23 protein-coding genes and 2 tRNA genes are annotated in these 25,126 nt (G+C 72.2%); 8 read left to right on the forward strand and 17 right to left on the reverse strand.

Annotated features, from left to right (window positions below):
- Positions 1–159: 159 nt before the first annotated feature.
- A complete protein-coding gene (locus QSK22_RS21355) occupies positions 160–897 on the forward strand; it encodes a DUF6882 domain-containing protein (protein WP_285496042.1) in 738 nt (245 codons plus the stop codon).
- Positions 898–950: 53 nt separating this feature from the next.
- Here QSK22_RS21355 and QSK22_RS21360 read toward each other — a convergent pair whose 3' ends face one another.
- Together QSK22_RS21360 and QSK22_RS21365 are read right to left on the reverse strand one after the other, a co-directional pair.
- On the reverse strand, positions 951–1,358 hold the full coding sequence (locus QSK22_RS21360) for a transposase (RefSeq protein WP_285496044.1): 408 nt from the start codon (positions 1,356–1,358) through the stop codon (positions 951–953).
- A 232-nt stretch (positions 1,359–1,590) separates the two neighbouring features.
- Positions 1,591–1,920, reverse strand: a complete 330-nt coding sequence (locus QSK22_RS21365) for a helix-turn-helix domain-containing protein (RefSeq protein ID WP_285496045.1) — start codon at positions 1,918–1,920, stop codon at positions 1,591–1,593.
- Positions 1,921–2,723: 803 nt separating this feature from the next.
- On the opposite strand from QSK22_RS21365, the gene QSK22_RS21370 reads away from it, so the two are divergent.
- Positions 2,724–3,065 (forward strand): hypothetical protein, encoded by a 342-nt coding sequence (locus QSK22_RS21370; RefSeq protein WP_285496046.1) that lies wholly within the window; start codon positions 2,724–2,726, stop codon positions 3,063–3,065.
- Positions 3,066–3,068: 3 nt separating this feature from the next.
- On the opposite strand, the gene QSK22_RS21375 is transcribed toward QSK22_RS21370, so the two are convergent.
- From QSK22_RS21375 to QSK22_RS21415, 9 genes are all read right to left on the reverse strand, one after another.
- Positions 3,069–4,595: a hydrogenase large subunit gene (locus tag QSK22_RS21375; RefSeq protein ID WP_285496047.1), complete on the reverse strand. Its 1,527-nt coding sequence runs from the start codon at positions 4,593–4,595 to the stop codon at positions 3,069–3,071.
- Positions 4,592–6,088: a proton-conducting transporter transmembrane domain-containing protein gene (locus tag QSK22_RS21380; protein WP_285496048.1), complete on the reverse strand. Its 1,497-nt coding sequence runs from the start codon at positions 6,086–6,088 to the stop codon at positions 4,592–4,594. The genes QSK22_RS21375 and QSK22_RS21380 overlap by 4 nt, the downstream gene beginning before the upstream one ends.
- Positions 6,088–6,756, reverse strand: coding sequence for a hypothetical protein (locus QSK22_RS21385; RefSeq protein ID WP_285496049.1), 669 nt, complete (start codon positions 6,754–6,756; stop codon positions 6,088–6,090). Before QSK22_RS21385 ends, QSK22_RS21380 begins: the two co-directional genes overlap by 1 nt.
- 17 nt (positions 6,757–6,773) lie before the next feature.
- A complete protein-coding gene (locus tag QSK22_RS21390) occupies positions 6,774–7,733 on the reverse strand; it encodes a respiratory chain complex I subunit 1 family protein (RefSeq protein ID WP_285496050.1) in 960 nt (319 codons plus the stop codon).
- An 8-nt stretch (positions 7,734–7,741) separates the two neighbouring features.
- Entirely contained in the window at positions 7,742–9,769 is a 2,028-nt protein-coding gene (locus QSK22_RS21395) for a proton-conducting transporter transmembrane domain-containing protein (RefSeq protein ID WP_285496051.1), read from the reverse strand.
- Complete coding sequence (locus QSK22_RS21400) at positions 9,766–10,251, reverse strand: NADH-quinone oxidoreductase subunit B family protein (protein WP_285496052.1); 486 nt, start codon at positions 10,249–10,251, stop codon at positions 9,766–9,768. Before QSK22_RS21400 ends, QSK22_RS21395 begins: the two co-directional genes overlap by 4 nt.
- Before the next feature lie 409 nt (positions 10,252–10,660).
- The gene (locus QSK22_RS21405) at positions 10,661–11,020 is read right to left on the reverse strand and encodes an ArsR/SmtB family transcription factor (RefSeq protein WP_285496053.1); all 360 of its coding nucleotides are present in this window, start codon (positions 11,018–11,020) and stop codon (positions 10,661–10,663) included.
- A gap of 268 nt (positions 11,021–11,288) precedes the next feature.
- Positions 11,289–12,512: an FAD-dependent monooxygenase gene (locus tag QSK22_RS21410; RefSeq protein ID WP_285496054.1), complete on the reverse strand. Its 1,224-nt coding sequence runs from the start codon at positions 12,510–12,512 to the stop codon at positions 11,289–11,291.
- Positions 12,513–12,532: 20 nt separating this feature from the next.
- Positions 12,533–13,459 carry a quinone oxidoreductase family protein gene (locus QSK22_RS21415; protein ID WP_285496055.1) on the reverse strand — a complete coding sequence of 309 codons (927 nt, stop codon included), beginning with the start codon at positions 13,457–13,459 and terminating at the stop codon, positions 12,533–12,535.
- Positions 13,460–13,540: 81 nt separating this feature from the next.
- On the opposite strand from QSK22_RS21415, the gene QSK22_RS21420 reads away from it, so the two are divergent.
- Entirely contained in the window at positions 13,541–13,978 is a 438-nt protein-coding gene (locus QSK22_RS21420) for a MarR family winged helix-turn-helix transcriptional regulator (protein ID WP_285496056.1), read from the forward strand.
- Positions 13,979–14,625: 647 nt separating this feature from the next.
- Here the strand turns inward: QSK22_RS21420 and QSK22_RS21425 are convergent.
- Positions 14,626–14,701, reverse strand: a tRNA-Arg gene (locus QSK22_RS21425).
- 177 nt (positions 14,702–14,878) lie between these two features.
- Between QSK22_RS21425 and QSK22_RS21430 the strand changes: the two genes are divergently transcribed.
- Positions 14,879–15,295, forward strand: a complete 417-nt coding sequence (locus QSK22_RS21430; RefSeq protein WP_285496057.1) for a hypothetical protein — start codon at positions 14,879–14,881, stop codon at positions 15,293–15,295.
- Between the two features lie 135 nt (positions 15,296–15,430).
- Here the strand turns inward: QSK22_RS21430 and QSK22_RS21435 are convergent, their stop codons facing one another.
- Positions 15,431–16,180 (reverse strand): tyrosine-type recombinase/integrase, encoded by a 750-nt coding sequence (locus QSK22_RS21435; protein ID WP_285496058.1) that lies wholly within the window; start codon positions 16,178–16,180, stop codon positions 15,431–15,433.
- A gap of 449 nt (positions 16,181–16,629) precedes the next feature.
- Here QSK22_RS21435 and QSK22_RS21440 point away from each other — a divergent pair, with 449 nt between their 5' ends.
- From QSK22_RS21440 to QSK22_RS21455, 4 genes are all read left to right on the forward strand, one after another.
- Positions 16,630–16,950, forward strand: a complete 321-nt coding sequence (locus tag QSK22_RS21440; protein ID WP_285496059.1) for a DUF1330 domain-containing protein — start codon at positions 16,630–16,632, stop codon at positions 16,948–16,950.
- Positions 16,951–17,376: 426 nt separating this feature from the next.
- Positions 17,377–17,466, forward strand: a tRNA-Ser gene (locus tag QSK22_RS21445).
- A gap of 666 nt (positions 17,467–18,132) precedes the next feature.
- Positions 18,133–18,342, forward strand: coding sequence for a hypothetical protein (locus tag QSK22_RS21450; RefSeq protein WP_285496060.1), 210 nt, complete (start codon positions 18,133–18,135; stop codon positions 18,340–18,342).
- Positions 18,339–18,560 (forward strand): hypothetical protein, encoded by a 222-nt coding sequence (locus QSK22_RS21455; protein WP_285496061.1) that lies wholly within the window; start codon positions 18,339–18,341, stop codon positions 18,558–18,560. Before QSK22_RS21450 ends, QSK22_RS21455 begins: the two co-directional genes overlap by 4 nt.
- Positions 18,561–19,097: 537 nt before the next feature.
- Here QSK22_RS21455 and QSK22_RS21460 read toward each other — a convergent pair.
- The 4 genes from QSK22_RS21460 to QSK22_RS21475 form a co-directional block, all read right to left on the reverse strand.
- A complete protein-coding gene (locus QSK22_RS21460; RefSeq protein WP_285496062.1) occupies positions 19,098–19,445 on the reverse strand; it encodes a hypothetical protein in 348 nt (115 codons plus the stop codon).
- 572 nt (positions 19,446–20,017) lie between these two features.
- On the reverse strand, positions 20,018–20,836 hold the full coding sequence (locus QSK22_RS21465; protein WP_285496063.1) for a TrmH family RNA methyltransferase: 819 nt from the start codon (positions 20,834–20,836) through the stop codon (positions 20,018–20,020).
- Positions 20,837–21,389: 553 nt separating this feature from the next.
- Positions 21,390–22,991: an RNA polymerase sigma factor gene (locus QSK22_RS21470; RefSeq protein ID WP_285496064.1), complete on the reverse strand. Its 1,602-nt coding sequence runs from the start codon at positions 22,989–22,991 to the stop codon at positions 21,390–21,392.
- Between the two features lie 260 nt (positions 22,992–23,251).
- A complete protein-coding gene (locus tag QSK22_RS21475) occupies positions 23,252–24,865 on the reverse strand; it encodes a long-chain fatty acid--CoA ligase (RefSeq protein ID WP_285496065.1) in 1,614 nt (537 codons plus the stop codon).
- Between the last annotated feature and the right edge of the window lie 261 nt (positions 24,866–25,126).

Genomic DNA, 25,126 nt, shown 5'->3' on the forward strand with positions numbered 1-25,126 from the left:
CTCCTCCTCGCCACCCTTGACCCGATCAGACAAGCCGTGTCATGCGGGAAGCGTATTACGCGCCTCCGACATCGCCCGGCCCGCTTTTCCCCGTCGCCCCTTGCGCCCGCGTCCGCCCAGGTCACCGCCCCGTCGTACCCGTCCGTTAGCCTGCCCCGCATGTCCGAAACGATCACTCTTGCCAATGTGCTCGATGACGCAGCGCTACTCTCCCTGGAGCACCAGCTGCACTTCGCGGAGGTCGTCGGCGAGCACAACTGGAGCGTCGACCTGCGGGAACAGCGGTTCGAGTTCACCGGCAGCCGCAACCTGACCTGCACGCGCGTCCACCTGCTCGGCAGCGCCGCCCCCGGCCCGCAGTCGTGGCTGTGGGCGTGGGCGAACCCGACCGGCTACCCCGAGTCCCTGACCGCCGCGTCCGCGAAGGTGCGCGACTTCGGGCGGCAGTACGGCATCCCCGAGCTGGCGTCCGCGGAGGTCCCGTTCAGCGCACTGCCCGGCCGCCCCGCCGACTTCCGCCTCGAACCGGCCCGCGTCGCCGCGATGCTCCTGGACGCGGCCAAGGTCGTGTCGGGTGTCTGGACCTACTACCACGCCGACGTCGGCCGCGGCACCCGCGCCGCGTTCCTCATCGAGCACCCGGAATTCCAGTTGCCGCCGCCGGAGTTCCCCCGCGTCATACGCATCCTGCAGCAGGCCGTCACCGAGGCGCCCCTCACCGACCACCGGCGCGCGATCCACAGCTACGCCCGCCTGCGCGGACTCGGCGCCGCTTTCACCCCCGACCACAGCGGACTCACCATCACCGGCCCCGGCTTCACGATCGAGGCCGCCTTCGACCCCCACGGCCGCGTCAGCAACATCACCGCCCAGAGCACCCCGCCGAACGCTCCCTGACGAGCCCCGCCGATAGCGGCCGACGCGGCTCGCAGCAACACCAGCGTCGGCCGCTATCCGGCCAGATTTCCCATGGGCGGCGGCTCTCCCGTAGGGAAACCCGCGTCTACTGAGCTTTCGTTAGTTGTGTGGTGTTGGAGGGCGGATTTCCAGTCCGGTGTGGGCCAGGAAGGACCATGCGAGCTGTTCGTCCTGGCAGATGCGGTCGATGCCCGCCTCAGCGGCGTCGGCGACGTCGGCAAGGTGGTCGCGGCCAGGTTGGCCAGTTCGCATGTCTTGATGCTCGACCACAGCATCTCGACCGGGTTGAGCTCGGGGGCGTGGGCGGGCAGCCGCTCCAGGGTGAGCCGGTCCTGCCCGGCCGCCCATCCCCGCATTCGCCGGCTCCAGTGCGCGGCCGGCCCGTCCCAGATCAGCACCACGCGTTCACCCTGGTAGAACGCCTTGAGCTGGGTGAGCACCCCGATCAGCGCGGCGGTGTCACAGGTGCCGGGCCTCAGATCGAAGCACAGCCGAGCCCCGCGCCCCGGGGTCGGCGGCGTGGTAGCCCAGCGCAGCGGCCATGCAGGCGCGTTTTGCAGTTCAGGCGGTGGCGCAATGCGGGGGTGCGGCCGCGGGGAGCGCAGGTGCGCCGCACCTGCGGCAGCAGCGAAACACCCGATTCATCGACGAACACGAGCCATGCCCGTTTTACTACGGCCCCCCCTTTTTGATGCGCGGCCACTCGTGCGTCACCCACCGGGCGATCTCTGCGTCGTCACGCTCGACGGCTCTGCGCTGCGGGCGCTGCAGGCCCCAGCCCAGACGGGCGGTCAGCAGCCGCCACACCGAGGCCCGCGACAGCCGCACCCCGCACACGCGCTCGACCACCTGCCCCACCCGCTCCAAGGTCCACAGGTCGGCCTCGAAGCCGTGGGCCCGGGCGCCCTGCTCCAACGCGGCACGCACCTGCTCGACCCGGGCGTCATCGAGCTTGGCCGGTGCGGTCGGCGGCCGGGCGGCGCCGCAGCGCCGCCACCCCACCCGCCTGGATGCGCCGCTTCCAGCGCCGCACGCTCTCAGCCGACACGCCCCGGCATCCGGGCGACCTCGGCCTGGGGACGGCCCTGCTCGAGCAGTTCGGCCGCACGCATCCGCCGCGCCTCGGCCAACTGCGGCCGGGTAACGGCGGGACGGCCTCTTCCTGGTTGTCAGACTCAGCGTTGGGGGGCATGCCGCGATACTGACAAACCCCACCTCTCCACACCCACAGAACTAACGAAAAGCTCAGTAGAAGGAGACGGCCGTCCTTCACCGCTACCTGATTCGTCCGCAGTACTCCGACCTTCGGGGGGCGACCGCCCTGTGTAGTGGGGCAGGAGAAGCCAATCCGCCACGGGGCGGATCGGCGTCTGGGTGGGCTCGGATGCTGCTCGCTGTACTGGCGCGGGACGCTGGGCCCCGCCACCTGACGGCGGACCGGACCCGGCGAAACAGGAAGCCGCAGAAGTACCGCACACGCGGCACAGGCTGAGTCCCCGACTTTCAGACCGGGGAGCGCGTCAAGGCTCGACTCAGAAAACCGCTCCGGTCACCTCGTCGCGCCATGCCCATCCCACCGTCCGGCCTCAAGGGGAGCAACTGGAAGCCTTCACTACCCGGGCAAAGCGGGCGCGAGCCGGTCTCAGGACGTCGCCTCGGGCCCGCGCTGCTGCCCCGCGAGTTCCTTCAACGCTTCCAGACTGGGGGCCTCCTGCTCCTGGGCGTCAGCCTTGGTGGCACCACCGCGCGGGTCCTCCGGCGCCCCCTTCCACTTGCGCAACGCCTGAAGCGGAGTCAGCCCCTCAATGGACGCCTCCCGCAGCCGCAGGACCCATGGGACGCCGGCCCCGGACGGGGCCCGCGTCGCGGGACGCGCGCTCGACCTCGTCGCCGCGTCCGGGCTCGGCCATCTGATCGCCCGCACGGTCGTCGTGTTCACCGTGCGGACCCCGCACACCCGCAAGGCCCTCGACTTCGACGGCGCCGCCGCGATTCTCGCCGACGTCGGTGCGGGCGCGGTCCGGCTCCGCTACGACCGGCATCTCGCGAGCACGTCGACGCTCGACCCGGGTCGGCTGGCCCATGCGACGCGCGCCACGGCCGTCCGCATCGCGGCGGAGGCCCTCGGCCGCGCCGTCGGGCCCTGATCGTTACAGGTCGTTTCCGGCGTACGAGAGATTGAAGCTCTTGTTGACCAGCGGGAAGTCGGGGACGATGGCGCCGTTCAGCGCGACCGGCAGGGCGGGCCAGTTGAAGAACGACGGATCGACGATCTTGACGCGGGTGAGGGTGCCGTCGGCGGCCAGCTCGACCCGGTGGGTGATGGTGCCGCGCCAGCCCTCGACGATGCCGACGCCGGAGGCGGGGCCGTCGTGCGCCGTCGACGGCGGCCAGTAGCTGACCAGGCCGGGCGTCATGCCGCAGGTCAGATCGTTGATCAGCGCGATGGAGGCGGTGATCTCCGCGGCCCGGACGCGGAAGCGGGCCAGCACGTCGCCGGTGTCGAAGACGGGCACGCGCAGCGTCGGGCGCAGGTCGGTGAAGGGGTGGTCGCGGCGGGCGTCAACGTCCACGCCGCTGGCGCGGGCCACGTAGCCGAGGGCGCCCAGGTCGCGGGCCGCGGCGGTGGACAGCGGCGCGGTGCCGGTGAACCGGTCGGCGACGACGGTGTGCCCGAGCGCCAGGTCGACGATCTCGGCGATGTCCTCGCCGAGGGCCGTGAGCCGTTCCGGGTCGGGCAGCGTCCGCAGGACGGCGCCGCCGAGCAGCACCCCGCCGCGCAGCAGCCGGTTGCCGGTGACGTCGGCGTTGAGCCGCAGCAGCTGTTCGCGGACGCGGCCGAACTGGGCGTTGAGGACGGAGTGGCCGACGTCGTTGCACAGGGCGCCCAGGTCGGTGACGTGGTTGTAGAGGCGTTCCAGCTCCAGCAGGACGGCGCGCATGCGCTGCACCCCGGGCGAGACCTGCGTGCCGGTGGCCTCCTCCACGGCCAGGCAGAAGGCCAGGGCGTGCCCGACGGACGTGTCGCCGCTGACGCGTTCGGCCAGCGGCAGCGCGTCCGCGGGAAGGCGGCCCTGGAACAGCTTCTCCAAGCCCTTGTGCACGAACCACAAGCGGGCCTTGAGCTTGAGGATGCTCTCGCCGACGACGGAGAAGCGGAAGTGCCCGGGTTCGATGAGCCCGGCGTGGACGGGGCCGACGGGGATCTCGTACACGCCCCGTCCCTCGACGCTGACGAAGGGGTAGGGGCCTTCCGGGTCGCCGAAGTCGGGCGGCGGTCCGGCGTCGGTGCGCATCGGGTACCAGCCGCGCGGCCAGTGGTGATGGCGGACCAGGCGGCGCGGCAGCGGATGGTCCCGCGGGACGATCCCGTACAGGTCGTGCATCTCCCGTTCGAAGCGGCCCACGGGGAAGCTGAGGGCGGCCACGCTGGGCAGCACCGGGTCGGCCGGGTCGAGCCGCAGGTGCAGCTCGGTGCGGCGGTCCGGGGAGGCCGCGGTGAACAGGTACACCACGCGCAGCGCGTCGGGATCGTGGTGGGCCGCGACGAGCGCCGGCCGGTGGTCGTCGCCGAGCAGCGCGGCCACCCGGTCCGGCAGCTCCGCGGGCGTGACGTCGACGATCGTGCGTTCGTGCCGCGGCGCGGCCGCTTCCTGGGGCGAGGACTCAAGGGTCACGGGTGTGCTCCGATGATGGCTGCGGCGGTGTCGAGCAGGGTGTGCAGCGGCCAGGCGGTCACACCGAGGGCCGCGCAGGCGACCAGTGCCGCGGTGAGCGCGAGCGCGGCGGACCGGGCGAGCCGGACGTCGCCGGCGAGGGCGGCGGCGCCGGGCCCGGGCCGGTGGGCGCCGAGCAGCATCCGGCCGGTGTGGGCGGCGACGGCGGCCACGACGACCAGCATGAGGAGCAGCGCGGCGGCCACCGCCCATCCCATTCCGGCGGTGAAGCCCGCCCGGAACATGCCCAGCTCGCTGGCGAACAGGCCGAACGGCGGGAAGCCGAGCAGCGCCGCCAGGCTCGCGCCGAACAGGCCCGCCGTCAGCGGGACGCGGGCGATCAGGCCGCGCGCCCCGTCGACGCGGGTCGAGCCGGTCGCCTGCTGGATGTGGCCGGACGCCAGGAACGCGACCGACTTGGCCAGCCCGTGGCCGAGGATGTGCAGCAGGACGGCCGACGCCGCGAGCGGGGTGCCGACGGCCGCGCCCAGCGCGATCAGGCCCATGTGCTCGATGCTGGAGTAGGCGAGCATCCGCTTGTAGTCGCGCTGTTTGAGCAGCAGCGCCGCCGCCGCGGCCAGCGACACCAGCGCGACGGCCGCCAGCAGCGTGCGGGTGAAGGGGACGCCCAGCGCGGCGTCGGCGATGACCTTGACCCGCAGGACGGCGTAGAAGGCGACCGACAGCAGCACCCCGGACATCAGCGCCGACACCGGCGCCGGGGCCTGGCTGTGCGCGTCGGGCAACCAGGCATGCAGGGGCGCCAGGCCCGCCTTGGTGCCGAAGCCGAGCACCAGCAGGGCGACGGCGACGCGGGTCACGTCGGCGTCCAGGGCGGTGGCGTGCCGGGCGAGCTCGGCCCAGTCCAGCGCGCCGGAGGACGGGACGTGCGCGTGGCGGGCGGCGAAGTTCAGCAGCACGATGCCCAGGAACGCCAGCGCGATGCCGGCCGAGCAGATCACCACGTACTTCCACGCCGCCTCGGTGGCGTGGCGCGTGCGGCGGTGCCCGACCAGGAACGCCGTGCAGATCGTGGTGGCCTCGACCGCCACCCACAGCACGCCCAGGTTGGCGGCCAGCACCGCCAGCGCCATGGCGGCCACGAACGTCTGGGTGAGGATGCCGTAGCGGCGCGCGTCCGCGGCGCTGGTGTGCCCAGCGGCCCGCTCGGCGGCGAGATAGCCGGGGCTCGCCAGCAGCGCGGGCAGCGCCACCGCCCCGATCACGACCAGCATGTAGGCGCTGAGCGCGTCGGCCCGCAGCAGCCCGCCCAGCCCGGTGCGGGGACGGTCCACCGCCGCGACGGCCAGGGCGACGGCGCAGGCCAGCAGCCCGGCCGCCGCGGCCGCGCCGGACCACGCGGTGGTCTTGGGCCGCCAGCCGAACACGGCGTGGGACGCGGCGGCCAGCAGCGGCAGGCCCACCGGGGCGATCAGCAGTGCCGTCGTGGTCATCAGTCCCGCAGCTCCCGAAGGTCGTCCAGGTCGGTGCCGCCGAAGGCGGCCCGCATGCGCGCGGTGAGCACCTGCAGCACCAGCACGGCCAGCAGCACGTCCAGCGAGACTCCCAGCTCCACGATCAGCGGCACGCCGGAGGTGGTCAGGAACGCCACCGCGGTGATGCCGTTGTCCACCAGCAGGAACCCGACCACCTGCGACAGCGCGCGGCGGCGGGTGACCAGCACGAAGAAGCCGATGAGCACGACGGTGAGCGCCACCGGCACGGCGCGCACGGCGGGCGAGGGCTCCAGCGCGACCACCGGACGCGTCACCGCGTAGCTCAGCAGCGCCAGCCCGGCCGCGACCACCAGGGAGGCGGCCACGTTGACCAGCGGCTCGGTCTCCCGGACGTCGCCGCCGACGATGGCGCGGCGCAGCAGGCGGGGCAGCACCACGGCGCGCAGCACCGCGAGGCCGGCGCCGAGCGCGAGCAGTTCGGCGCCGTGCCCGTCCAGGCCCTCGTGCACGCCGAGCACCGCGACCAGGGCGGCGAGCGCGGCGCCCTGGATCGCGAACAGCCGCACGATCGCCGCCAGGTCGCGCCGCCACAGCACCAGCACCGCGGCGAGCAGGAACGCGCCGCAGGCCAGGTCGAGCAGCCGCACGTAGGTGACGTCACTCATGATCGTTTCGCTCGCCTTCACGCCAGGAAGAAGGACGCGGCGACGGCCAGCAGCGCCATGACGAAGGACCCGGCCAGCAGCTCGGGCACGCGGAACATGCGCAGCTTGGCCATGAACACCTCACCGGCCGCCAGCGCGCCGCCGAGCACGGCGACCTTGACGGCGAACACCGCCAGCGCCAGCGGCAGCGCCGCCAGCGCCGCCGCCGCCGTGTCCGCCGAGGCGATGCCCCAGGGCGCGAACAGGTTGGCCACCAGGCCCAGCAGCACCGTCAGCCGCATCGCCGACGCCCACTCCACCAGCGCCAGGTCCGGTCCCGCGTACTCCAGCACCATCGCCTCGTGGATCATCGTCAGCTCCAGGTGCGTCGCGGGGTTGTCCACCGGGATGCGCCCGGCCTCGGCGATCACCACGACGGCCAGCGCCACCGCCGCCAGCAGGCTGACCGGCGAGGCCACCCGCTGCGGCTCGTGCAGCGTGGAGTTCACGATCGCGCCGAGGTTGGTCGAGCCGGCCGGCACCGACAGCGCGAACACCGACATCAGGATGGTGGGCTCCACCAGCGCCAGCACGGTCATCTCCCGGCTGGCGCCCATGCCGCCGAAGGCGGTGGCGGTGTCCAGCGCGGCCAGCGCGAGCGCCACCGTGCCGAGCGCCAGCAGCGCGGTGACCGCGAACAGGTCCGCCGCGCCGTCCAGCGGGGACGCGGTCGTGGCGATCGGCACAATGCCGGCCGCCACCAGCGCCGTTGCCGTCAGGACCAGCGGCGCCGCGCGGAACACCGGCCCGGTGCCGTCCGGGGTGATCGCCTCCTTGCGCAGCAGTTTGCGCAGGTCCCGCCACGGCTGCAGCACGCCGGCGCCCGCCCGGCCCTCCAGGCGCGCCTTGACCTGCCGCATCACCCCCACCAGCAGGGGCGATCCGGCCGCCACCAGCACCACCTGCGCGGCCGCCTCCACGGTCCCGGCCACGCTCATCGAGCCGCTCATCTGGTCACCGCCAGCAGGATCAGCACTCCGGTGAAGGTGCCGAAGCCGTAGGCGAGGTAGCGGTGCACGCTGCCGTTGGCCAGCCGCCGCGCCGCCTCGCCGACCGCCGCCGCGGCCGCGACCACCGGCCGGTACAGGCGGCGTTCGATCCGGTCGCCCACCCGGGCCCGGTAGGTCACGCTTTCCACCAGGTAGGCGGACTCCGCCAGCGGGGTAACGTTCAGGTCGGTCTCCGGGGCGAGCACGTCGTCGAACACCCTCTGCAACGGCTCGGCGAACGAGGTCGCGGTGTACTCCATCCGCGCGTTCAGCGGGCCCATCCCGCAGTCCCACAGCCGCGCACGCCGCCGCGCACGCCGGATCATGGCGATCCGCAGCAGCGCCACGGCGCCCACCACGCTCACGGCGATGAGCAGGGGCGACACGGTGCTGGACGCCGCGGCCAGACGCAGCGTGACCTGCCCGGTCAGCGCGTCCTGGCCCGGCAGGACAACCTGGACGGCCCCGGCGAGCCCGGGGGCGGTGAACGCGGGGACCAGCGCCAGGGCCAGGCAGCAGGCCGCCGCCACGCCCATGCCCACGCCCATCGTCGCCGGGCTCTCCGCCGCGGCCTGCGCCTGCGGTGTGCGCGGACGGGCCAGGAACCCGGTCCCGAACGCCTTGACGAACGTGGCGACCGCCAGCCCCGCCGACAGGGCCAGCGCCGCCACCGCCACCGGCATGGTCACCGCCGAGATCGTCCCGCCCTCGCCAAGCGAGCCGATGAGGCTCTGCAGCAGCAGCCATTCGCTGACGAAGCCGTTGCCCAGCGGCAGCGCCGACGCCGCCAGCGCCCCCACGGCGAACGCCGCCGTGGTGAGCGGCATGCGCGTGCGCAGCCCGCCCAGCGCGTCCAGGTCCCGCAGACCCGTGGCGCGCAGCACCGACCCGGCCGCCAGGAACAGCAGGGTCTTGAAGGCCGCGTGGTTGACCACGTGCAGCAGCGCGGCCGTGAGCGCCAGCGCCGCCGGCGGCCGGGCGCCCGCGGTCAGCAGCAGCCCGCCGGCCCCGAGGCCGACCAGCACCAGCCCCATGTTCTCGCACGTCGAGTAGGCCAGCAGCCGCTTGAGGTCGGTCGCGACCGCCGCCTGCAGGATGCCGTACAGCGCCGACACCGCGCCGGCCGCCAGCACCAGCAGCCACCACCACACCGGCCCGCCGCCCAGCAGGTCGAACCCGACCCGGACGATCCCGTACCCGCCCAGGTTCACCATCGCGGCGCTCATCAGCGCCGACACGTGGCTCGGCGCCTCCGGATGGGCGCGCGGCAGCCACACATGCAGCGGGATGATTCCGGCTTTCGACGCAAACCCGGCGAACGTGGCGACGAACACCGCGCCCCGCACCGCCGGCGACAGCCCCTCCGCCGCGGCGCGCAACCGGTCGAACGACTCGCCGTGCGCCGCCGCGGCCAGCCCCGCCAGCCCGGCCAGGATCGCCACCAGGCCCAGGTGCGTCATCACCGCGTACCAGAGCCCGGCCGTCCCCACCGACGCCCGGTGTCGGTGCTCGGCCACCACCAGCAGCAGCGAGGCCAGTGCCATCAGCTCCCAGGCCACGAGGAACGTGCTCACGCTCGCCGCGGCGGGCACCAGGAGCATCGCCGCCACGAACAGGGGGAGCACCGCCTGCACCGTGCGGCCGTCCAGACCGTGCCCGTGGCCGTCTCGGGGCGGACGGGCGTAACCGACCCCGTACACCGCCGCGCACACCGCCACCGCACCGGTGACGGCGATGAACAGACCGCCCAGCGGATCGACCGCCAGCCGCACCCCGGCCAGCGGAAGCAGCTCCGGCAGCCACGCCGACCAGGACCGTCCCGTCATCGCCGCGACCCCGGCCACCACGGCCGCCGCCCCGGCGACCGCCGTGCACAGCCCCGCCCCGGCCGGGCGGACCCGCCGCGGCAGCGCCGCCCCGGCCACCGCGGCGAGCAGGCTCGCCCCGAGGGACGCCGACAGCGCGGCGCCTGTCACGCTCGTCATCGGCCGGTGAGCCCCCGCAGCGCGGCCACGATCGCCTCCGGCTCGGGCGGGCAGCCCGGCACCTCCACGTCGACCGGCACGACGTCGCGCACCGCGCCGGCGACCCCGTACGCGCCCGCGAAGACCCCGCAGTCGCGGGCGCAGTCACCGAGCGCGACCACGACCTTCGGCGCGGGCACCGCCTCGTAGGTGCGGCGCAGCGCGACCTCCATGTTGCGCGTCACCGGGCCGGTCACCAGCAGCGCGTCCGCGTGCCGCGGCGAGGCCACCAGCCGCGCGCCGTACCGCTCGGCGTCGTACACCGGCCCGAACGCCGAGGCGATCTCCACCTCGCAGCCGTTGCAGGAGCCCGCGTCCACATGCCGCAGCTGGACCGACCCTCCCAGCTCGCCGAGCGCGTCCGGGACGTCCCCGGCAGGACGTTCGGGAGGATCCTCGGCGACCCGGCCGGTCTTGCGGATCTTGCGCAGCAGATCTTTCACCAGATTCCTCGGTGGTGAGCTTCGAGGGAGCCCGCACCCGCATTCACCTTGCGTTGTGCGCAATTGCGGACTTTAGCAACTCGTTTATACGCCCCGAACGCCGAGGTCGCCTCGCCGCCGAGGAGCGAGGACGGCGCCGTCCCGGCCAATGACGCGCAACTGACCGCCATCCCCGGGCCCTACGGTGTACGCAGTTGCCACAGCCCACGCCCCTGCCAGTGCGCACGGCCGACCACCGCCCGCGGGCTCCACCAGCACATGCGGCTGCCGCCGCAAACGCCCCCGGGTACGCGCAGCCGACCACCGCCCGCGGGCTCCACCAGTGCGTACAGTTGCCCCCGCCTACGACCCAGCCCGCCACCTGCGGGTTCGACCGGTGCGCGCGGCTCCCGCCGCTGATGCGGCTCGGTCAGCGGTACTTGCGGGCCGACTCCGCCGGTTCGCCGGCCGCGCGCAGGTCGTCCAGCAGCTCCGCCTGCCCCGACAGCACCCCGGTCAGGATGGCGCGCGCCACCTGCAGAAGCTCGGCGACACGCGGGCTGGTCAGCGAGTAGATGACCGACGAGCCCTCCTTGCGCGACACCACGAGCCCGGCCCGCCGCAGCACGGCGAGCTGCTGGGACAGATGCGCGGGCTCGATCCCGACCTCGGGCAGCATCTCCGAGACCGCGTGGTCGCGCTCGCTGAGCAGTTCCAGCACCCGGATACGCGCCGGGTGACCGAGCGTCTTGAAGAACTCTGCCTTCAGCTGATACAGCGGCGCCTTCACGGCAGCAGGCCCTTCACGGTGGGGAACCCTGTCCTCGTCCTTGTCGTCACGGCGTCCATCCTCGTCGTCCGCATACCGCCCGGCCCAAGCCGAGCCCCTGAGACAACAAGGACGTCATCCAGACGGCGCGGGCGGACACCTACCAGGCTAGCCACCGCTCCGGTCACCCCTGTCGAGGCCTTCCCGGCGGCCCGCCGACGGCGCGTAGGGGAGCCCGCCGACATGGCCGGAGCCGATGCCGGCGGGCTCCCCGCCGGGCGGTGCGGGGTCAGGCGGCCGCCGCGCCCGCGCAGGCGATGTCGAGATTCCTCTCCCGGGTGATCCTGCTGCGGCTCTGGATCGAACGCAGCGCGCCGCCGATCACCGGGAGCCGGAGGCCGCGGGCGGCCATCGACCGGCCCACGATCTGCCGGTGGTTGTCGGGGGTGAAGAAGAACCGCTTACTGATCCCCGCCTCCTGGTAGGTGGTGATGTGCGGACGCAACCGCGATTCCCAGGCGCGCAGTGCGCGGGGGACATCGGCGGGGTACCGCCGCAGCATGGTGCCGAGCAGGTCGGCCCCGGCGAGCGCGGAGGACGCGCCCATGCCGCTGTAGAGACTGACGCACCAGGCGGAGTCGCCGACGAGGACGACCCGGCCGCGGGACCAGGAGTCCATCCGCGCCTGCTCCACGGAGTCGAACAGGAACTCGTCGGCGTCGTCGAGCACGTCCAGGGCCTGCTCGAGCAGCGGCCCCAGCGGCTCCGGCCCGAACGCGTCGCGAATCCGGTCGGCGGGGCGTCCGGTGAACTGCCCGTCGACGTCGTCCGTGCGATACGAGAACAGCAGGCTCTGCGGCCGGTCGGTGAACGGGAACAGCCACATCGCGCGGCCGGGCTCGAACAGGCAGATGCCGTCGCGCGGCGACACGCCGTCGAGCGGGTGCGGCAGGGCGTAGGCCGCGATCATGTAGCCGAGCCGGTGCAGGTGCTGCTCGTGCGGGCCGAAGACGAGCCGCCGGACCGTGGACCGCAGGCCGTCGGCGCCCACGACCAGGTCGAACCGCTCGGTGGTGGTCGTGCCGCCGTGCTCGAGGGCGACGTGCACACCGGACTCGTCCTGCTCGATTGCGACGGGCTGCGTCGCGAAGCGCACCTCGACGTCTCGGGGGAGCGCCTCGTACGCGGCCCGCTCGACGTCGCCGCGCAGCATCATGTGCGGTGCGCCCGGGATCTCCGCGGCCCCCAGCCCGGGCCTGCGGCCGCCCCACCGGTCGACGACGTAGGTCTTGCCGTCGCGCACGGCCCGGTCGGGCATGGCGTCGGCGAAGCCCAGCCGCCGCGCGGCGGCCCGGCCGGCGCCGAAGAGCACGATGAAGTAGCCGCCCGACCGGCGGCCCGGCGCCCGTTCCACGATCACCGGTTCCCAGCCGATCTGGCGCAGTCGGATCGCGATGGCGATACCGCTGACACCGCAACCGACGATGAGGCAGCGTCTGCGTTCGTCGGACATGGTTCTCCTCGCTATGGATGTCACGGGACGAAAACGATGCGGTCGTCGGTCTGCACGCTCCACGCCTCGGCGACCTGCGCCAGGGGCACCGGACGCGCCTGCACGTCGATCTCGCCGGCGTGCACCGCTTCGGCGATTTCCGGCAGCTCCTCCAGGATGTCCCGGGGCGGCACCGAGCCGATGCCGCTGCCGCAGATCTGCAGCCGCGCCGCGCGCAGCACGGCCGAGTGCACCGGGCTCGTCTGCCCGGCGATCGATCCGATCTGAATCCAGTGCAGCGGGGCGCCGCGGTCGCGACGGGCCTTGATGAGCGCTGTCATCGCGACCGCCGACGGTTCCCCCCACACGTAGTCGATGACGACGTCGACATCGGCGGCGCGGTCGGCCTGCTCGAACGTCACCGTCTCGTCCGCTCCCAGCTCGTGCAGCGCGGCGAGCCGGGAGGCGTTCCGTCCGGCGGCGACCACGCGGGCGGCGCCGAACCGCTTGGCGATCTGTACCGCCATGCGTCCGGAGCTGCCGGTGGCGCCGAGGATGAGGACGCTCTGCCCCTTCTCGAACGTGATGCGGCGGCGCAGCGCGAGCCACGAGGACATGGCTGGATTCATCGCGGCGGCGATGCGCACCGCGTCGACGTCGCTCGGCAGCGGCACGCTGCGGCGGACGTCGATCACGGTCTGCTCGGCGAACATGCCCAGGGGGCCGTCGTCCAGCACCGCGTACCTGAGGGTGCCCTCCTGGTCGCGCACGACGCCGTCCACGCCGGGCACGAGCGGGAACGTGCCGGTGCTGCTGTAGTGCGTGCCGTTCGCCCGGCCCCGGACGAGCTGGTGCAGGCCGGCCGCGAGAACGTCCACGACCATCTCGTGCTCACCCCGGGCGACCGGGCTGGGGTACTCGCCGTACTGCGGCGGCGCGTCGAACGCGTTGACCACGGCGGCGCGCATGGCGCCTCCCTTCGCTTGGTTTGTATTACCAACAACTTCAGGATGGTTGGTACTACAAACCATGTCAAGTAGTATCGGCGCATGAGTTCCGACGACGCGCTGGAGGACGCTCTCGTCCGGACGTCCTTCCGGGTGGCCGCCATGCTCACCCGCATCGGCGCGGAGCACGACCTGTCCCTCACGCAGCTGCGGCTGCTCGGCATCCTGCGCGACCGCCGCCCGCGCATGACCGAACTGGCGGCGTTCCTGGGGCTGGACAAGTCCACACTGTCCGGCCTCGTCGAACGCGCCGAACGACGGGGCCTCGTGGCACGGGGCAGGTCACCGGAGGACCGCCGGGTCGTCGACGTGTCCATCACACCGAAGGGCCGCGAACTCGCCGAACGGATACAGCAGGAGATCCGCGCGGCCCTCGCGCCCTTCACCAGCCGTCTGAGCGCGGATGACCGCCACCTGCTCACCCAGCTGCTCGACACCGTCGCCGGCAAGACGCCGGCACAGCACGACACCGCCCCGTAACACCGGCGCGGGGCCGACCAAGTCGCGCAAGTCCGCCGCCGCTGCCAGCCGGGGCCCGCATGCGAGAGGGTGAAATCGCGTCAGGGCGTGTTACGAAGTAGGCGGAGCCATTCGCTGATGGCGGCGCTCTCCAGGGTGGGGCCTGGTAGCGGACGGAGAGCTTGTCGCAGCGGATGGCCACGGCCCGGTGACGCTTGAGACGGTTGATGCCGCACTTCGCGGCATGGCGGCCGGGGCCGAAGGCGGGTGGACGACCACCGCAGCCGCCCCGCTGCTGTCGGTGACCGGCCTGGCCGTCCGGAATGAACGACGTGTGCAAGTCGACTTGCACACGTCGCCAGCGAGGTCGGAACTCCCATGGATCACGACAACTCCTCTCGCGCCTTCTGAGCACGCCAGGCGACCGGGACCGGGGTACGGCGTGTCGCTGGTTCCGGCGCAGGGGGTGTCCCAGCGTCATCTCCGACGATGCTGGGGCACGCGGGCATCCCCATCACCGCCGACGTCGACAGGCATGTGCCGGTGGACGACGGGCGGGCGGCGGCAGAGGCATTGAGCGGGGCTCTGTCCAGGGCTTGCGAGCTGGTGGCTCCCCCGTGCTCAGCACAGAGGCCCCTCGGGATGCTCCCGAGGGGCCTCTGATCCGGTGGCGCAGCCGGAGGGATTCGAACCCCCAACCTTCTGATCCGTAGTCAGATGCTCTATCCATTGAGCTACGGCTGCTGGCGGGACCTAACTGTACCGGTTGTGGGGACCAGTCCGCGAATCGATTACCGAAGTCGCGTGTGAGCAGGTCGGTGGAACCGTTCGGGAGGGCGGCGCGCCAAAGGGTGGAGTCGAGACAGATGAGGTTCACGGTCCGCGGGGCCCGTGAGTCAACCCCCTGAAGGAGTACCTCCCATGCGCATGTCAGCCGCCAAGCTCGCCGGCGTCCTGGTCGTCGGTGGCGCGCTGCTCTCCACCACCGCCTGCGGCCTGGTGGGCGGGGAAAAGAAGGCCGCCTGCGAGAACATCGAGAGCGAGCTGCGGTCGCTGACGTCCGGCGGGACGGGTACGGCGGCGGCCGCGACCAACGCTCAGAAGTGGTCCGACGCCGCGGCCAAGATCCGGGCCGAGGGGCAGAAGGCGGGCGGCGACGTGGAGTCGGCGGCGACCCGCTTCGCCTCGGACCTGGAGAACACCGCGTCCATGCTGCGCAGCCTCAGCTCGGGCAACCTGTCGGGGGGCACCCGGCCGGACACCAGCTCGATGATGCAGAACGCCAAGGACCTCGGTGAGGCGTGCGGGTTCGCCAGCACCGGCTTCCGGTTCGGCTGATCGCAGAGGCGTCTGACACGCATCAGAAGGTTGGGGGGTTCGAATCCCTCCGGCTGCGCCCAGGTCAAAGGCCCGTTCCGATCACGGAACGGGCCTTTGACCATGGTCGTGGGAGCCACGCTGGGAGCCACCGGGTCATGACCCGAACAGCGCCCGGCTCATGGAGGTCGCCGCCGCCCGCTTGTCTCCCTCCAGCAGATGCCCGTACACGTCCTTGGTGATCGTGATGCTCGCGTGGCCCAGGATCTCGGAGACCACGTGCAGCGGCGTGCCCTGAGCCAGCATCAGCGATGCGCCGCAGTGGCGCAGCTCGTGGGGATGCCAGTGCCCGAGGCCGGCCTTTCGGCAGAGCCCGGAGAAGGCGTGCGAGAAGTTGTCCGGGTCCATCGGTGTACCGACCTCGCTCGTGAAGATCAACCCGTGCTCGCGCCATAGCGGACCGGCCGCCATCTTGGCCTCGGCCTGGCGAGTCCGCTGCACCCGTAGTTTCGCCAGGATCTCGGGCGTGAGCACGAGCGTCCGTCGTGATGTGGGCGTCTTGAGCTCCGACACGACGAGACGTGTTCGCCGATCGCTCGCCTTGTCCCGGTTCTTGATGCCCTTGACGCCGTGCGTCACGCGCAGTGTGCTCGCCTCCCAGTCCAAGGCCGACCAGTGCAGGCCCAGGACCTCACCGCGTCGCATCCCGTACGCCAGCGCGAGCATCACCGCCGCCTCGAAACGATGACCGGCCGCCGTGTCGAGGAGCCGACGAGCCTGTTCGACGGTCAACGTCCGGCCTTCCTTGGCACGGATTCTCGGCGCCGAAGATAGGGACGCGACGTTGCGCGGCACGATGCCCTCACGTTCGGCCTGCCCGAGAGCCTTCCGCAGGACCGTCCTCATGATTCGGATGCTGTTCGCGCTGTAGCCGGCCTCTCGCTTGGCCTTCCAAAGCTTGTCAAGGCGGCGGCGCAAGCGCCGCCGCAGGCCGCCTGCTCCGGCACGCCTTACGGGCGTGCGGCGTGGGCGCCGGTCCCTCCGGTCGCGCCGGAGCGGGCGGCCCACCGGACGAAGTACCAACCGCTGATTTCATCCGGCCCATCAGCTTCGCACCGTGTCACGGAACGGGCAGGGCCGCCGGCGGACTCGCTCGGCTCGCCCTACGGGTGGTCTACGGCCATCAGACGGCAGCCCTCCTCACCGGGTCACGGGGTTCTGTCGAAGATGCCTCCGGCGGGGGCCTCAGGCTCCAGGATGGATCAGGCACCGAGCGTGCCGGGTCAGTGGCTGAGGTGGGTGAGGTATGGGCGGGTCCTGTAGATCCGACGCCATGCTGCACATGACCCGAGATCGTGTCTCTTTGGGAGCTGATCGATTACATGACCGCGTACGTGATCTCCGAAGTGGAAGTGCTCGATGAGCAACTGGCCGATCGATACCGCGCCATTGCGGAGGACTCAATCGAGCACCACGGTGGGCGGTACATCGTCCGAGGTGCTGCGCCCGATGCCGTTGAAGGAGCGTGGCCAGACCAGCGGCGCCTCGTCATCGTCGAGTTCCCCGACATGGAGACGGCACGGCGGTGGTACTCGTCACGCGAGTATGGCGAAGCGCTCAAGGTCCGGGGGCAGGCCCTTGACCGCAGGCTTCTGTTTGTCGAGGGCCTCGATTGACTGGTCATGCGCGGTGCCTGGTCTATAGACGGCGGTGGCTCCCGGGAGCCACGGTGGGAGCCACCGGGCCGAACGAGGTTGAAAGCCGCCGTACGAGTCCGGACAGCCGGAGCGGCGTTCGCCCAGCGTGCGAACTGATCTGAACGATCCCGGAGATCGTTTGGGTACCTACGGTTCAGAAGGTCAGGGGTTCGCGAATCCCGTCCGGCGGCGCCACAGGTCGCAGGCCCCTCGGGAGCGTCCCAAGGGGCCTGTGCGCCACCGGATGCAGCTACGCAGCCGCCCGGGCGTCCGAGGTGGTCACGTCCGTCTCGCGCCGAGGCCGCGGGAGGCGGGCGCCGTCCCATGTCCGGATCCGGCTATGCTCTAGAGGGGCCCGGGGCTCTTTGCCGGTTGGTGCGCCAGCCGGTAACCTGTGCTCAGCCTGGAGGATTCGCCTAGTCCGGTCTATGGCGCCGCACTGCTAATGCGGTTTGGGCTTACCGCCCATCCGGGGTTCAAATCCCCGATCCTCCGCTTTCGACCTGCGGGGATGCGTCGTACGACGCATCCCCGCAGGTCCGTTTCTGGGCCCGTCAGCGGCCGCGTTGGCACATCGTTGACACAGGCGGCATCAACCGCGTCAGGCGCGCTTCCGGCACGGCACGAACGCCGCGGTCGTGGCCGCCGCGTCCTCCGCGACCCGGACCGCGTCGATCGGGGTACGGTGGCGCCGGGCGATCCGTTCCGCCGGCCACCCCTCGTCGAAGTGGCGGCACCGGACGGTGCTGTGGCGCTCCCGCCCCGGTGCTGTCGGCGGGCGGTTTGAGCAGCATGTCGGCGCCGGCTTTGAGCGCCAGCACGGGGATGCGGTCCAGACCACCCGCCAGCCGCAACCGCGCGAATCCCGCCCCATGCACCCGGCGAAGGTCGCCCAGGCGAAGCCGCCGGGCGCGTGGGGGAAGGCATGAGCATGTCGAACCGCTGCGTGACGCAGGAGGCCCGGCCGTCCTCATAGGTGGCGAAGCGCCCTGAGTCGCTGTACGCCTCTGCCCACGCTAGGCAATGTCCGGTGGATCTTGGCATCCGGCTCTTGCGTGCGGGTGGGGGCAGGGTCGTCCGCTGCGTGCTTGCGAGTCTGCGGCTTCGCCGCCGTCATGGGCGAGCTGACCGGTGCGGCGGCCGCCCTGCCGACGGAGCGACGTGGTCGGGGTCGCCCTGGTCGCCGCACTGCTGCGGGCCCATCATACGCGGGCGGCACCGTGCGGGGAGTGGGGTTGGGGCCGGCCTACGCGTCCGTGGCCGATCTCGTCGTCGCGGCGGCTTCCCGCGGCGCACACGGGGGTGGCCGCCGGGGTGAACACGCTGCTGCGCACCGTGGGGGCGTCGCTGGGGACGCAGGTCAGCGCGTGATCGTCACGGCGTCGGTGCCGGATGGCGGGAGGTTCCCCGCCGAATGGGGCTTCGTGCTCGGCTTCGCCGTCAGCGCGGCCGCCATGGCCGGGGTGCTCGCCGTCGCCGCGGCGGCACCGCGCAGGACGGGCCGTAACTGCGACGATCGGGACCGTCCCAGCATCGCGCCGATCACTTTCACCGCACCCCTGCCGGGCAGCGCCGATGCCACCGTCTGACGCGTCCGGGGCGGCCGGGATCGTCGTGCCAGAGACGGATGTGAGATGGATCTTCGCCGTGCTCGTGAGGCTTCCAAATGATGGCTGGTCTTCGCGGGTGTCGATGCCGGCCGCCGACCTCTCGGGCGAGGCGCTGTCACGGGGCCCTGACGGGTCGCGGGGGTCGAGCCTCGCGGCGCCGTCACCGCGTCTTCCGAACCGACTGCCCGCCAGGAGCCCACGGCGAGCAGTGCGGCGTACCTGGCCGTGACGGCGCGCTGCTGCCAGGTGTGGACACCCGCTGCGACGGGGCGGTCTGGTCGGTGACGGCGGGTTTTCCCGGCGAATTTCTCGCGGGAGTGTCATCCTTTCGGGGGATGGACGGCTCTTCCGCGGGGAGGAGAATTGGCCCGCGCGGTGGAGATCGATGATGTCTGGAAGGGGTCTTTTATCGGGTTGATCGAACGCGCGTCCGTTCACGCAGATGATCTTCCGGAAACACGGGACGGGCGCCCCGTGCGGTCGCACGGGACGCCCGTCAGGGTCGTCACACGTCGGCTAGAAGCCGAAGCCACCGAACCCCAGGCCACCGAAGCCGAAGCCACCGAAGCCCAGGCCACCGAAGCCCGTGCCACGGGTCTTGATGCCGATGCCACGCTGGTGGATGTCACCCAGGGGGCCGAAGTAGTGGCGCTTGAACACCACGACCTTCACGCGCTTGTGGTGCTTGTAGCGCTTGCAGCGCTTGCGGCCGCAGGCCAGCGCGGTGGCGGTGGAGCCGGCCTGGCCCGTGGCCGTGGTGTGGCCGACGGTGGACGCCTGGGCGGCGGGCGTGAGCACGGCGGCACCGCTCAGCGCGAGGCCGGAGATGCCGAGGACGACTCCCGTGCGAATGTTCTTCCGCATGTCTCCCCCTATCTGGGTTTTCGACCGAGACGAGATATTGCGGAATTCGCTCCATCTCGCCGAGAAGAGGCTTTCCCGCACCATCTCGGGCAAATACCTCCAGATCAGCAAAAAGAAGCAAGATTACATCAAAGCGATCACTAGCTATAAATCGGATGTTTAACGGCAAATCGCCACAGAGAGTATGCGATCAAATGCACTGTGTAGTGACCTGCTGCCGCGCCGCGACGGTCACGATCGGTCAGGAGGAGTTCGGCGCCGAAGGCGGCGCCGTGGAGCCGGGGCGAACGCCGACGGCCAGCCCGTGTCGTGAGCGGCGAGCCACCGGTGACGATGCGGAACCCGCGCACCGTCGTCGGCGCCTCCCACGGCGCCGACGCGGCGATCGCGGGCATGCTGGGGCCCCGGTCCTCCCCTGAATGCCCGAGTCCATCGGAGGGCACAAGCCCCGCCTCACGGTGGACGGCGGCGCCATCGGCCCGCTCGGTCTCGTACATGATCCTGGGTGCCCGGCGCAGCACGGACCGCGCGTTCCGAATGATCCCCCGGCGTGGAGGAGCGGGGCGCGCCGGTCAGGCGCGTTGGCGGGCGGTTTCGTAGAGGGCGACGGTGGCCGCCGACGCGGCATTGAGGGAGCTGGCCGAGCCGGTGATCGGGATACGTACCGTCACGTCACAGGACTCGCGCCAGCCGGCGCTCAGGCCGCTGGTCTCGTTGCCGACGACCAGCAGGGTCGGGCCAGTGAGGTCGTGGTCGGCGATGTCCACCGCGCCGTGCTCGTCGGTGCCGACGACGGTGATCGGCAGGCCGTCCGCGCGCAGGTCGTCCAGCCGGCGCAGCACCTCGCGGTGGGAACGCGCCCTGACGGTGGGCACCGCGAACAGCGAGCCGGTGGACGCGCGGACCGCCTTGGGGTCATAGGGGTCGGCGGCGTGCCCGGTGATGATCACACCGTGGGCGCCGAACGCGTCGGCCGAGCGGATGAGCGTGCCGATGTTGCCGGGGCTGGTCGGCCGGTCGAACACGACCGCGAGGAAGGACGGGTCGGTCGGGATGCGGGTCAGGTCGTCCGGTGGCAGGGCGACCACGGCCAGCAGCTCGGGCACGTCCTCGGTCTTGCCGCCGAGTTCAGCGAGCAGGTCGGGGGCCATGGCGACGCGCTGTGCCTCGGGAGCGCGGTCGAGGATGCCGGCCGCCCACGTCGAGAGCTTGCGCGCGTCGTCGTGGATCAGGGCGCGGATCGTCCAGCCGTGCTCGACGGCGAGGGTGATGGGGCGGACGCCCTGCACGATGAACTCGCCCGCCCGTTGCCGCTTGGTGCGGTTCGACAGCAGGGCCTGCCACTGCTGGAATCGTGCGTTGCGGCGTGTGACGCGCAGTTCCCTGTTCAACCCGTTCGGTCCTTCGGCGGAGACGCTCAAGCGGCCGAGTCTTTCATACCGTGTCAGGACGCGCCGTGTGACATGCGCCGGGGGCGGACGGAGGCGGCAGGATCAGGAGGATTCACCTGGGCTCACTTCGCGTGTGGGCACGGTGCGGCGCCGGGGTCGGCCATCGCGGGGCGGATGCCCTGTTCGCCCAAGTGACGGCAACGCACTACCCGGAGCGCCGGCAGGCCGAGCCGTGGTCGGATGGTGTCCCTGGCGCGGTCGCCTGGGGGGCTGGTTCGCTTGTTGCTGCCGGGGCGCGGAGGCGGCGCGTGCCGTGCGGCGGTCGGTCGATCGGTTCCGGGTGCCGAGCGGATCGGCGACTGCTGCGACGTCATCGCCGGGTGCTTCGGCGACCTGGTGAACGAGCAGGTGGTCCGGCGGCTCGCGGGCGTCTCCGCGGGCGGTGAGGCGGACCCGGGCGCGGCGCGTGGTGAGGGCGGTGACCGGCCGGATACACGTCCACGCCTCCTCGTCGCGCGGCGGCGACACCCCCGGGCTGACCCCAGCCGCGCGCTCAGATGATGTAGAAGCCCCAGACGACGTCCAGCTTGCGGCTGGGGCCGTCGTCCGCCACGAACGTCACGGTGCCCTGGCCCGGCGGGTTCAGGAAGGTGGTGTGCAGGGTGACCGTCAGGTCGATCGAGTCGCCCTTCTCAAGGCTGCCCTGGGCGGGGGAGACGCTGATCCGGTCGCTGGACGACACCGAGCTCCAGACCACGGGGCCGTTCTCAGCGGTCAGCCGGACCTGGGCGGTCTTGGTCCCGTACAGCTCGACCTTGGCGGGCACGACGGTCGGAATGCCGGGCGAGGCCGGGGGCTCCGGCGCCGGAGGGGTCGGGGACGGCGACGCGGGCGACGTCGGCGACGGCGTCGGCGACACCCGGTATGCGCCGGTGCTCGTCGGCTGGGGCGACGGTCCGGCCGGGACGCCCGGCGCGGCGGGCGCCTGGGCGAGCGGCGGACGGCCGCCGGACTGCCCGCCCGTGTCCGGCCGCCCGTTGTTCTGCCGGTCGGGCGTCACCGCCGGTTGCGGATGCGTCCGGAAGGGCGGCCAGGAGATCGTGGACGGCGGCAGTCCCGGCCCGATCAGCAGTGCCGCGACCAGCGCGGTGACCAGGGCGCCGGCCATGCCGCCGCCCGCGAACAGCCAGCGGCGGGTGTAGGGCGACGGGACGTCGGGCTGGCTGGGCATGCCGTCGGGGGTCAGGGTGCCGCCCCGCGCGGCGATGTCGATCCGGTAGCCGGCCAGTTCGGGGTCGGTGGCGGTGTGCATGACGCGGTGCCGCAGTGCGGCGGGCAGCACCGGGGACGGCGCGTGGACGAGCAGCGCCCCGACCTCCACCCGGCGACGGCGGCGGCACGCCGGGCAGTCCTCGTGGTGGGCCCGGCCGTCGCCGTCGTCCCGCGCGTGGGACGCCACGGCCGCGGACGAGCGGCGCGCGGTGAGGACGCCGACGGCCCGCCGCGGCCGTCCACCGTGCCGTCTGGTCGCCGCGGCGTCACCGGCGCGGCCGGCGCCCGGGCAGCAGCGGGCGTACACGGCCTGCTCGGCCTCGTACGCGGCGCACAGCAGCGACCTCGCCCTGCCGGTCCGGGCGGCCGCGCGCCGGGCCGACAGCCCCAGTGCGGCGCCGATGTCGGCGGGGCGCAGGCCGTGGCGCACCGAGAGCAGCAGCAGCTCCTGGTCGGAGGCGTCCAACCGGGCCAGCGAACGTTCCAGAAGCGCTGACAGTTCGGCGGCGGGCGGCGGCTCCGGCCGGCTCTCGGCGTCCGCGGTGCAGTCGGCCGGGAGGGCGTCGGCGAAGTCGGGGCCGGCCTCCCAGTGCAGGTGCCGGGCCCGGCCGCGCTGGAGGCAGCGGCGCCGCGCCGCCGCGTACAGCCAGGATCCCAGCCGCATCTGATCGCGCATGCGCGGCGCGCGGCGCCAGGCGTCGATGAAGGTGTCATGCACGATGTCGACGGCCGTTTTCTTTTCGCCCGTCATTGACAGGCAGTAATCGAAAAGGCGCTCGGCGTACGCGTCGTAGAGCGCGGCCAGGGAGGTCCTGTCACCACCGTTCAGACCCTGCACCAACCTGCGGTCGGCTGCGCCGTCGAACGAGGACCATCTGGGCATGAGCGCTCCCCGCATCCGCACGGGAGTCCGGCCCCAACGGAGCCTTCCGGACAATCGGCCCACCCTGAATACACCCCACTGCACCATCTGCACCACATGATCTCGCGAAAACGGCAGAAGGATGACCGGAAGGTGAGGCTTCTGGGACCGGTGGTATTGAAAATTTTTCGCTTTCTCGCGCCACCGGAGTCCCAAATCGGTGGGAGACCGTCAAGAGTCCGGTCGGTCGGCCGCCCGGGCGGCCGACCGACCGGCGGCGCTCAGCGCAGATGGACGACGTCGAGTTCGCCATCGGCGAACCGCCGCCGCAGCACCTTCTTGTCGAACTTGCCGACGGAGGTCTTGGGGATTTCGGGAATGAACGTCCACCGTTCGGGCAGCTGCCAGCGGGGGACGCGGCCCGACAGGAACTCCCGGAGCTGCTCGGCACCGACCGTCGCGCCCTCGCGCACCACGACCGAGGCCAGCGGACGCTCCTGCCAGCGGTCGTCCGGCACGCCCACCACGGCGGCCTCCACGACGTCGGGATGCGCCATGAGCTGGTTCTCCAGCTCCACCGAGGAGATCCACTCCCCGCCCGACTTGATCACGTCCTTGGCGCGGTCGGTCAGCACCAGGTAGCCGTCGGGAGACAGCGTGCCGACGTCGCCGGTGCGCAGCCAGCCGTCGTGGAACCGGTCCGGGTCCTCGTCGCGGTGGTACGCGCCGGTCACCCACGGCCCGCGGATCTCCACCTCGCCGACCGACGTGCCGTCGCTGGGCAGCACCTCGTCGCCGTCACCGACGATGCGGACCTCCAGCCCGGCCAGCACCCGGCCCTGTGTGACGCGGTACCGCCACACCTCCTCCTCGTCGTCGGTCGTGGCGGGCGGATGCGCGACCGTCGCCACCGGCGACGTCTCGGTCATCCCCCACGCCTGGACGATCCGCACCCCGATCTCGTCGTAGCCGCGCATCAGCGACTCGGGCACCGCCGATCCGCCGCACGTCACCAGGCGCAGCGAGCCGAGGTCGCCGCCGTTGTCGCGCGCGTACCGCAGCACGTCGTTCCAGATCGTCGGGACCGCACCGGCGACGGTGGGGCGTTCGGTCTCGATGATCCGGACGAGCGGCTCGGCCTGCAGAAAGCGGTCCGGCATGATCAGCGACGCGCCCGCCATGAGCGCCGCGTACGGCAGCCCCCAGGCGTTGGCGTGGAACATCGGCACGACGGGCAGCACCCGGTCATGGGCGCCGAGGCCCATCGCGTTGGCCGTGCAGGCCGACATCGAGTGCAGGTACGCCGACCGGTGCGAGTAGACGACGCCCTTGGGGTTGCCGGTGGTGCCGCTGGTGTAGCACATGGCCGCGGCCGAGCGTTCGTCGATCTCCGGCCAGTCGAACGAGGGCGGGGACGCGGCCAGCAGTTCCTCGTACGAGTGCAGCTCCTTGCCCGTGTCCGCCAGGGGCGCGGTGTCGGCCGTCCCCACGACGACCACGTCCCGCACGGTCTTCATCCGCGGCAGCACCGGCGCCAGCAGCGGCACGAGCGACCCGTCGACAATGACGACCCGGTCCTCGGCGTGGTCGGCGATGTAGGCGAGCTGGTCGGGGAAGAGCCGGATGTTGAGCGTATGCAGCACCGCCCCCATGGACGGCACCGCGAGGTAGGCCTCAAGGTGCTCGGCGTTGTTCCACATGAACGTCGCCACGCGCTGGTCACCGTCGACGCCGAGCGCCCGCAGGGCTCCCGCCAGCCGCGCGACCCGTTCACCGAGCCGTGCGTAGGTGATCCGCCGCGTCACGTCGCCGGTCCAGGTCGCCACCTCGGTGTCCCCGAACACGCCCGTGCCGTGGCGCATGATCGAGGTGATGGTCAGGGGATGGTCCTGCATGGTGCTCCACACGGCACACCTCCAGCTCGACGGCCCTCAGAACCGGATTCTCAACCGCGCCGGTGTGATTGTCATCACCATAGAGGCCCCTATTTCCCCACAAGCCTCCCGCAGCGCTCCTCTCAGCCGAGCCCGCCCGGAGCCCGTCGCCCCAGCGCGATGCGAGCGAAGCCGCCTCGTCCCTGTTCGTCGCCGCTTCCAACCTGTCCATCGCCCTGGGGGCCCTCAAGGTCGCGTTGCCGGTGAGGCGGACGCGGATGG

The organism is Actinomadura sp. NBRC 104425, from assembly GCF_030269545.1.
Taxonomy (GTDB): domain Bacteria; phylum Actinomycetota; class Actinomycetes; order Streptosporangiales; family Streptosporangiaceae; genus Spirillospora; species Spirillospora keratinilytica.